Annotated in this window: 8 protein-coding genes; 4 read left to right on the top strand and 4 right to left on the bottom strand. The window is 29.9% G+C overall.

Annotation, left to right across the window (positions count from 1 at the left end; all coding sequences use genetic code 11):
* The first annotated feature begins 322 nt into the window (after nucleotides 1-322).
* A complete protein-coding gene (locus tag F811_RS0104100; RefSeq protein WP_020004021.1) occupies nucleotides 323-1204 on the top strand; it encodes a hypothetical protein in 882 nt (293 codons plus the stop codon).
* Nucleotides 1205-1634: 430 nt separating this feature from the next.
* Here the strand turns inward: F811_RS0104100 and F811_RS0104095 are convergent, their stop codons facing one another.
* Both F811_RS0104095 and F811_RS0104090 read right to left on the bottom strand, forming a co-directional pair.
* On the bottom strand, nucleotides 1635-4751 hold the full coding sequence (locus tag F811_RS0104095; RefSeq protein WP_026364338.1) for an efflux RND transporter permease subunit: 3117 nt from the start codon (nucleotides 4749-4751) through the stop codon (nucleotides 1635-1637).
* A 101-nt stretch (nucleotides 4752-4852) separates the two neighbouring features.
* Nucleotides 4853-5116 (bottom strand): hypothetical protein, encoded by a 264-nt coding sequence (locus F811_RS0104090; RefSeq protein WP_020004019.1) that lies wholly within the window; start codon nucleotides 5114-5116, stop codon nucleotides 4853-4855.
* Between the two features lie 101 nt (nucleotides 5117-5217).
* Between F811_RS0104090 and F811_RS0104085 the strand changes: the two genes are divergently transcribed.
* On the top strand, nucleotides 5218-5835 hold the full coding sequence (locus tag F811_RS0104085; RefSeq protein WP_020004018.1) for an HD domain-containing protein: 618 nt from the start codon (nucleotides 5218-5220) through the stop codon (nucleotides 5833-5835).
* Nucleotides 5836-5960: 125 nt separating this feature from the next.
* On the opposite strand, the gene F811_RS16325 is transcribed toward F811_RS0104085, so the two are convergent.
* Together F811_RS16325 and F811_RS0104075 are read right to left on the bottom strand one after the other, a co-directional pair.
* Nucleotides 5961-6137: a type II toxin-antitoxin system HicB family antitoxin gene (locus F811_RS16325; RefSeq protein WP_020004017.1), complete on the bottom strand. Its 177-nt coding sequence runs from the start codon at nucleotides 6135-6137 to the stop codon at nucleotides 5961-5963.
* Between the two features lie 2 nt (nucleotides 6138-6139).
* Nucleotides 6140-6382 (bottom strand): type II toxin-antitoxin system HicA family toxin, encoded by a 243-nt coding sequence (locus F811_RS0104075; protein WP_020004016.1) that lies wholly within the window; start codon nucleotides 6380-6382, stop codon nucleotides 6140-6142.
* Nucleotides 6383-7002: 620 nt separating this feature from the next.
* Here F811_RS0104075 and F811_RS0104070 point away from each other — a divergent pair.
* Entirely contained in the window at nucleotides 7003-7710 is a 708-nt protein-coding gene (locus F811_RS0104070; RefSeq protein WP_020004015.1) for a zinc metallopeptidase, read from the top strand.
* 282 nt (nucleotides 7711-7992) lie between these two features.
* Nucleotides 7993-9381 carry an MATE family efflux transporter gene (locus F811_RS0104065; RefSeq protein WP_020004014.1) on the top strand — a complete coding sequence of 463 codons (1389 nt, stop codon included), beginning with the start codon at nucleotides 7993-7995 and terminating at the stop codon, nucleotides 9379-9381.
* Nucleotides 9382-9415 lie beyond the last annotated feature (34 nt).

Below are 9415 nucleotides of genomic sequence, written 5' to 3'. Positions count from 1 at the left end.
AGCATACAGCATACAGCATACAGCATACAGCATACAGCATACAGCATACAGCATACAGCATACAGCATACAGCATACAGCATACAGCATACAGCAATAACTATTCACTAAAACTATCAAAAAAATCAATACACAATCTATATAACTTAATAATACATCATATTTCTTTTCGCATTGCACAAATAAAGAAAATTAACAAATCAAAAAATCTAATTAATACCTTTTTAATTTCTATTCAAAATACATTTTATATCTTTGATAACTTATTAAAGATAAAAAATCTTTAATTGTTATAAATAAAAAATATTTAAGGAGCAACCAAAATGAAAAAAGCGGTTATCAAAATTATTTTATGCCTCACAGCAGTAATTTTTGCAGTAAGCTGCGGAGGAAATAATGATTCCCCTACAAATCCAACCCAAGGAGAATTTTCTGTTAATATTGATTCTTATGGAACAAGGGAAGAGAAAACAATAGGAACTTCATCAGAAGATACTTCTTTCACAAAAGAAGGAAAAATTAAATGTTATCCAGGACAAGAGACTAAAGTTGAGATAAATAAAGTTACAGCTGCATCTGGAAGCGTATCATTAGAACCTGCAGATTTTGAATTAACAACTTCTACAGTATCAGCAACAGCAAATGAGATAGGAATAAAATTATCTGCATCAGGAATAGAAAAAATAAGAAAAGCAGCAGCTGGAGAAGTATATCAGTATACATTTACATTCTTATTCACAAGAACATCAGACAATAAAACAGCTACATCAGAAGGTACATTATATGTTGCTAATATAGATATAATAAAACAAACAGATATAGAAACAGCAATAAAAAATACAAAATATACTAGTGCCGATGCTGGAACAGGTGTGCTAGTTGTAAGCGAAAACCCTGTATGGAAATTTAATTTATCTGGGTTTAACCTAAATCAAACTTCAGGATTTACAGCTACAGCTACAAGTTCTTCTGGAAGTGTGTATGTTAGTAGTGCTGAAAGTGCTATTTTTTCGCAAGCTAAAGGAACAGGTTTTTTCTTTAGTGCTAAAGGTGTTAAAGATACTAGTAATAAGCAAGCAACATTTACAATTACTGTAAAACTTAACAATAGCGGATATATGCTTGATAGTGCTATAAGCTATGTAGCTACAGACGGTTTCAAATTAATTTTAAGTCTCGGACAAACAGACGGAACTTGGAGATAACTATAAATTAAATCAATCAATATTATAAAAAGCCTGTCTTGTAGTGAGCTATGGGGCAGGTTTTTTATATATATAAACTTATTTTACCACGCGTTGAAGACCGCTCTATAAACAAAGCTAGTCAGCAATTATATAACTTTACTATAAATTAGAATTCCGCTTACCGCGTGCTGTTTAAAGCCCTAAAATTTAATAAGCGCTTGGGCGGGTGTGCTTTTACAACTTCAGCGATGAAAATAAATTGAATGCTTATAACAGAGTAAAGTTTTAAACTTTAAAGGGCGGGGAATTAAAATAAATTTCTAAACTTAATAAACGCTTGGGCGGGTGTGCTTTTTACACATTCAGCAATAAAAATAAATGAAGTGCTTATAACAGAGTAAAACCTAAAAATTTAAAGGGTGGGAGTGAGAAAAAATTCTAAATATAATCAATCGTTTCTTATCTTTATGTTAAATCTGTTTCTAAAGCTAGAATATACAGAAGGTATTATTATAAGCGTAAACATAGTAGAAAATAATAATCCCCCGCAAACCGCTATAGCCAAAGGTCGGTACATTTCGCTTCCATTTCCAACTTCAAATATCATAGGAAGAAGACCTAGTATTGTAGTTAATGATGTCATAAGTACTGGTCTTAATCTTCTTTTGCATGATTCCAAAGCAGCACTGTCCCAGCTTATATTTTTTTCAAGTACAACCTTATTCATATAATCTATTAAAACTATTCCGTTATTGACCACTATACCTACGAGCATAATTATACCTATTCCGCTGTAAACATTTAAAGTTTGTCCTCCAAAATAAAGGAATATTAAAGCTCCGAATAATGCAAAAGGGACCGCCAAAGATATAACAAAAGGAGTAATATATGATTCAAACTGCCCTGCTATAATAGCATATACAAATACCAAAGCCATTATTAAAGACACAATAAGCTGAATAAAAGCTTCCTGCATATCCTCATAATCACCAGAAAAATTAACAGAAAACCCGCTTGGTATGTATATATTATTAAGCTCTTTTCTTATATCTTCTATAATCTCATTGATAGGTCTTCCGAAAGAACTAGCATTTATCTCTATAATTCTTTTATCATTTTTACGGTTTATTTCTATAGGACCTGTTCCTCTATGTATATCCACTAATGATGAAATAGGAACTATTCCGTTTTTTGTAGGTATCATCATCTTTTGAATACTTGAAACATTATCTCTATTTGTATCTTCCAAACGCACTATTATATCAGTATCTACATATATAGAATTGTCTAATGTCATCTTACTTGCAGTTGTTCCGCTGAAAGAAGTTCTTATAATATTTGCAACTGTATTAATATTGATACCCATTTTTGATACCAAATCCCTATCAATATCAAAAACCAATTCATGATTAGAATCATCTTCTTTTATCAAAACATTTCTAATACCGTCAACTTTATTTACTGCTGCTATAATATTGCTTGCCACATCATAACCTCTTTCTAAATCATCTCCCACAAGCTCTATAACAATAGCACTATAATCTTTAGGCTTACCTAAAGCTACATTTTCAGAATTAAGTTCTATACGTCCGGGATATCCGTTTACTCTGTTTCTAATCATCTCTATATAATAGCTTATATCTAATTTTCTTCCATATTCTCTGTCTATTAATTTTACTCTTACCTCTCCATGATGTTCATTTCTTCCTGTTCTTACTCTAGTTTCATAGTAAGCCATATTATTACTTAAAGCATTTTCTATATCATTTTCCATTCTATGTATAAACATATCTGTAAACTCTACTCTAGCTCCCACGGGAAGTCTTAATCTTGAAATTATTGTCCCTTCATCTGATACAGGATAGCCTTCCCTTCCTATATTTGTCAATAATAAAAATAATGATAAAGACAATAAAACAGATATTAAAGCAAATGATTTCTTTTTATTTTTTATTACAATAGTAAGCATACTTAAATAAAACTTCTCTACATTATTATGTATTTTATCATTAAAAAAACTCTCCAAACGCTTTAATACTAAATTAACTCTGCTGTTACTATTGCCTTTATGAAGCCTTGAAGCTAAAAGCGGAACTATAGTTAAAGCAACAAAAAGAGAAGATATAAGCGATATTGAAACAGTCATACATAAATCGCTGAACATCTGACCCATTTCACCCTGAACAAATAGAAACGGAAGAAATACACATACACTTGTCAAAGTAGAAGCCGTTATTGCAATCGATACCTCACTTGCCCCCAAAATAGATGCTTTGAAATTACTTATTATACTGCTTCTTTTATCATGTACATATTTTGAATAATAATCATTATAATAAAATATATTCTCAAGTACAACTATAGAATTATCAACCATCATTCCTACACCCAAAACTAAACCAGAAAGAGATATAACATTAATAGTAATATCAAAAAAATACATCAATATAAATGTGCTTATTACTGATACTGGTATAGAAATACTTATAATAAATACACTTTTTATATCCCATAAATATATCATAAGAACTATAACAGCAAATAAAGCCCCCTGCCATACCGTATTAAGTACATTGCGTATAGAGTTTTTTATAGTATCTGAACTATTAAACAATATCTGATAATAAACGCCTGAAGGAAGCATTATTTCATTAAGTCTTTTTTCCACATCTCTGGATATTTGTATAATATTTCCACCAGACTCTTTTGTAACAGCAATAGTCAAAGCTTTTTGTCCATTAATACGCACTATCTCAGAATCATCTTCATAATCCTCATGAACATATGCTATATCTCTTACCCTTACTGGATAAACTTCATCTTTAAGCATTATAACAACATCTTCAATATCTTTTACAGTTTTAAACTCTCCAGTAGTTCTTATATTATATTTATAAACGCCCTCATAAGTTTCGCCTCCTGCAACATTCTGATTTTCTAAGGCCAGAGTTTTTACTATATCATTAATATCTATAGAATAGGCATTAAGTCTATTTAAATCTATATCAACACGTATAATTTTTTTAAGTCCGCCTCTTATTTCAGTTTGTGCTACTCCGTCAACCTGATCTAATCTTGTAAGTATCTGACTGTCTACTAAATCATAAAGCGATGATAAATTATCCGTACCGAAAAATGCTATATTCATTATAGGGGTAGCATCACTTGAAAACTTTGATATATTAGGATTCTCTGCTTCATCAGGAAGTGAAGAGCGAATCATATCAATAGCTTCTCTTATATCATCAGATGCAGTTTGTAAATCTGTACCCCAGTTAAACTCTATTTCTACATTAGACTCTGACTCTTTTGATTTGGACTTAATAGTTTTTACATTATTAACAGAAGATACTGCACTTTCTACTACTCTTGTAACCGATTTCTCTACTTCTTCTGGTCCTGCATTATCGTATGTTGTTTTTATACTGATAATAGGAACCTCCATATCTGGAAGATAATTTATATTAAGTCTTGATATGCTTATAAATCCAATTATGAACATGGATACGAGTGTAACAAATACGGTTGTTGGTCTGCTTACTATTAAAGTAATAAATTTCTTCATTATTTTTTACAAATTCATATCATAAATATATTACGCAAATATGATATTAAATTCTAAAAAATATTCAATAGTCTTTTATCAATAAATTTCAAAATATAAAATTATTCTTTTTTGTTATTTTTATCTTTATTATAAAGCATTTTTATAAGAAAAATTAAAGCAACTATTATTAATACTTTGATTATCATTCCAAGTATACCATTAATACCGAAATGAGGACCAAACATCATAGGAAAATCCATATATCCTCTCATATGAGGAGGAGCTGGAGGTCTATGGAACATATGGTCAAATGCTGGAGAGCATGAACTTAATAAAAAAAGTGATATTATAGAAGAAAATGCAAAAATAATTTTTTTTAACATAGTGATACCCTATTACTTATTTTCTTTATTAGACGTTAAATTAATATAAAAGTTCCTTGTTATACTATTTATTTTTTGCAAAAAAGTTATAAAATAGATATATGGACATACTAGATTTAGAAAGAGCTGAATACGAATTAAACAAAGCATACAAATCAAACCCCACTCCTTGGGCTGAACACTCAAGATACACTGCTAAAGCTGCAAGAATAATAGCCTCACACTACAATAAAAACTCTAAAAACAAAAAACTAGATGAAGATAATGCCTATATATTTGGGCTTCTTCATGACATAGGAAGATATACTGGAATAAGTGCTGAGAGGCATTTAATAGACGGTTACAAATACTGCATTAAATACGGCTGGGATAAATTGGCTCAAATATGTATAAGTCATGCATTCATGATACAGGATATAAACACAGCAATAGGAAAATTTGATATCCCAGAAGACGACTACAACTTTATGAAAGAGTTTATAAGTAATGCCGTATATGATGATTATGATTTGCTTATTCAATTATGCGATGGGCTTGCTTTACCTACAGGATTTTGTATTTTAGAAAAAAGGTTTATAGATGTGGCTTTAAGATATGGCACATTTCCTCAAAGTGCTTTAAGGTGGAAGAAAGTATTTGAAATAAAATCGTATTTTGAAAACACAATAGGAACTTCTATTTACAATTTACTTCCAAATATAAGGGATAATATTATTTAGTATTAGCACATCGTATATCTTAAATTTGGGTCAGTAAAATGTATGCGAGAAGTACCCTAACAGTTTATTACCCAACATAAAACAAAAAAACTAACTAAAAAAACACACAACTCAAAAACAACATTTCATGACCTTTTTAATGGTATATTTTTTTCTTCAAAATATAGTGCTATCGCATTTTTTATTTCTCTTAAAGCTTCTTCTTCTGTTGCCCCAAAAGCACTAATAGAGTCAAGTTCTTCAGATAAAGCTATATAACCCTCATCTTCTTCACTATAAAAAATTTTTATACTATAGTTCATAATTACTCCTCCAAACCATATTTTTTAACAAGAGATAAAAACTGCTTAACTTGATAAGGTTTTACCTCACCATTAACATTTTGTATATTAATTAGCTCACTAACTCCTATTTTGGAATATATTCTATGGCTTCCTCTTTGCCTTTTGCACACAAAACCAAAAGCTTCAACAATATTACAAAAATAAGAATATTTAATATTTTTATTATTATTTGTAAGTTTATTAATAATTTCTTTTTTATTCATATTTTAATTATAAAGTTATTCAATATAAAATCAACTACTCGCCGTAGGGGCATTCCGCACGGCAACGCTAACCCTTACCAAACGTCCCCTGTACGTGCGGCTGATTGCACAACATAAAAAATAAACTAAATAAAAAGCCAACCCAAACTCAAAAACTAACCCAGAAATAATACGTAAACTTTTTTTACAATCTATTGCACCCGCCCGCCCACCCTATATAGCTAAACAAACATTTTTTACAAAACAAGCCTACAAACAGTAACTTTTTTGTGCGAGCCGCACCACCACCCCGCACTGCAACCCCTCACGGCTGGTACAATGTACATGCGGCTGATTACATATTTATTATACCAAAACAACTAATTTACTATACATCTAAAACATATTTTACTAATTTACAAAAATATATTATGTTATAAATAAATTATAATCAAATTAATAAATAACTAAAGTTTAACAAACTATATTTGTTTATAGATATACTAAAATTACACATAAATCTGTTTTGAAACATTTAATCATTATCTTTTACAAAATGCTATTAACATAGTTATAAAAAAATGTTATAATATATAAAAAATAAACAAATGAAAAATACTAAAAAAATAGGAGGTTCTTTAATGTTTGGATATTTTGAATATTATTTCGGATATATATGGATACTTATACCAGGTTTAATATTGGGTTTCTGGGCTCAGATGAAAGTAAAATCTACTTATGCTAAATACAGCAGAGTTGAAAATAAAAGAGGAATTACTGGTGCTCAAACTGCAAGGTATATTTTAGAAGGATATGGAATAGATATTCCTGTAGAAAGAATAGGAGGAACTTTAACAGACCATTATGATCCTTCTTCAAAAGTATTAAGACTTTCTTCTGGTGTTTATGATGGTACTGATGTTGCTGCTTTGGGAGTTGCTGCTCATGAGGTAGGACATGCTATACAGCATAACAGAGGATATGCTCCGCTTTCTATAAGAAATGGTTTTTATCCTTTATGTGCTATAGGAGATCAATTCGGTCCTTATTTGGTGCTTATAGGTATTATGATAGGAGGAGCTGGAAGTTTCTCATACTACATTATGATGGCTGGTATTATACTTTTTGCATTTGCTGTGTTTTTCTCTCTTGTTACATTGCCTGTAGAGTTCGATGCTTCAAACAGAGCTATAAAAATATTGGATAAGGGCGGTTTTTTAGACCAAGAAGAACTCGACGGAGCTAAAAAAGTACTATCTGCTGCTGCTTTAACTTATGTTGCTGCTGCTGTTAGTGCTATACTTACACTTTTAAGACTTTTAATGCTTGCACAAAGAAGAAGAGATTAATTTTTTATTAAATAAATAGAATAAAGAGGTGTTATTTTTTAATAATCCCTCTTTTTTTATAAAAATTATAATGACTAAATAAATTTCTTTATATATTTTAATTTATAATAAAACATATTTTACATGATAATCTCTAAATATGGCTAATAATCCATATAAAAAGATGAAAAATTAATAACTTTTTGAAAAAAAATTAGAAATTTCTTCTTATATATTGCTTGATAAATTTTAATATATAGTATACTATATATTTTAAATTAAAAAATTAGGAGGTACTAACAAATGACAGATAAAAAAATCGAATTGTTTGAAAATTATCCTGTACATAAAGCTCTAATGACGCTAGCACTTCCGACTATACTAGGAATGTTAGTAAATGTTTTTTATAATATGGTAGATACTTTTTTCGTAGGAAAGACAGGGGATCCTAATCAGGTAGCTTCTGTATCGCTTTGTATGCCTATATATCTGCTTCTTATGGCTTTCGGTAATATTTTCGGTATAGGAGGAGGCTCTTATATATCAAGAAAATTAGGTTCTAAAGATTATGAAAGCGTAAAAAAAATATCCTCTTTTGCTTTTTATGCAAGTATTATAGTAGGATTTATTTCTATGGCAGTGTATCTCATATTTATGAAAGATATACTAAAAATATCAGGAGCAAGCCCTAATACTTATCAATTTTCTAAAGATTATTTAGTGATAGTGGCATTCGAGGCTCCTTTTGTAGTAAATCAAATGGCTATGGGACAGATTGTACGTGCTGAAGGCTCTTCAAAAGAAGCTATGATTGGTATGATGATAGGTACTGTAGTTAATATAGTATTAGACCCTATTATGATACTTTATATGAATATGGGTGTTGCTGGTGCTGCTCTTGCCACTATAATAGGTAATGCCTGCTCTACTGTATACTACATATATCATATACTAAGAAAAAAATCTTTCCTATCAATACATTTTAAAGATTTTTCTATGCATAAAGATATAATTATCAATGTATTTTCTATAGGAATACCTGTCTCTATCAATAACATACTTATGAGTGCTTCAAACATACTTATAAATAACTTAGCTGCTGGATACAGTGATAATGTAGTAGCTGGACTTGGAGTAGCTCAGAGAATATTTACACTTGTTATACTTGTATTTATAGGTCTTTCTCAAGGTCTTCAGCCTTTTGTAGGCTACAACTTTGCTTCCAAAAACTACAAAAGAATGAATGCTGCTATAAAAATATCATGCGTTGTAAGTGTGGTAATAGGATTTTTACTTCTAGGGCTTTCATTAATATTTGGAAGATGGTCTGTAGGAGTATTTATTAATAATGAAGAAGTTATAGATTACGGAGTAAAATTTTTAGTAGCAAGTTATGCTATAGCTCCTATCATAGGTTTCCAATTTGTATTTATGTCTACATTCCAAGCATTAGGAAAATCTATACCTTCACTAGTACTTTCATTAAGCCGACAAGGTATAGCATTTGTACCAACAATACTTATAGGTACTAAATTATTTGGTATAAACGGTATTATATGGGCTCAGCCTATAGCTGATATTGTAAGTGTGGCATTAGCTACAGTTATGTATATTTATATTTACAAGAAAATGAAAAGAAAAGCATTAGAAGAAGAAAACAATAATACAGAACCTGCTTATAATAATGCATAAAAACCTTAATAATTAAAAAAGGCATGTATATAAA

Source organism: Brachyspira innocens ATCC 29796 (assembly GCF_000384655.1).
Classification (GTDB): Bacteria; Spirochaetota; Brachyspiria; order Brachyspirales; family Brachyspiraceae; genus Brachyspira; species Brachyspira innocens.
The sequence above is the reverse complement of the archived record's forward strand: the minus strand, read 5'-3'. Positions and strand labels throughout refer to the sequence as shown.

What these genes read in the sequence shown, in the direction of transcription:
- F811_RS0104090 (WP_020004019.1), bottom strand. Translation starts at nt 5,116, where the DNA reads ATGTTAAAAAAAATTATTTTTGCATTTTCTTCTATAATATCACTTTTT.
- F811_RS0104070 (WP_020004015.1), top strand. Translation starts at nt 7,003, where the DNA reads ATGTTTGGATATTTTGAATATTATTTCGGATATATATGGATACTTATA.
- F811_RS0104065 (WP_020004014.1), top strand. Translation starts at nt 7,993, where the DNA reads ATGACAGATAAAAAAATCGAATTGTTTGAAAATTATCCTGTACATAAA.
- F811_RS16325 (WP_020004017.1), bottom strand. Translation starts at nt 6,137, where the DNA reads ATGAACTATAGTATAAAAATTTTTTATAGTGAAGAAGATGAGGGTTAT.
- F811_RS0104100 (WP_020004021.1), top strand. Translation starts at nt 323, where the DNA reads ATGAAAAAAGCGGTTATCAAAATTATTTTATGCCTCACAGCAGTAATT.
- F811_RS0104095 (WP_026364338.1), bottom strand. Translation starts at nt 4,751, where the DNA reads ATGAAGAAATTTATTACTTTAATAGTAAGCAGACCAACAACCGTATTT.
- F811_RS0104075 (WP_020004016.1), bottom strand. Translation starts at nt 6,382, where the DNA reads ATGAATAAAAAAGAAATTATTAATAAACTTACAAATAATAATAAAAAT.
- F811_RS0104085 (WP_020004018.1), top strand. Translation starts at nt 5,218, where the DNA reads ATGGACATACTAGATTTAGAAAGAGCTGAATACGAATTAAACAAAGCA.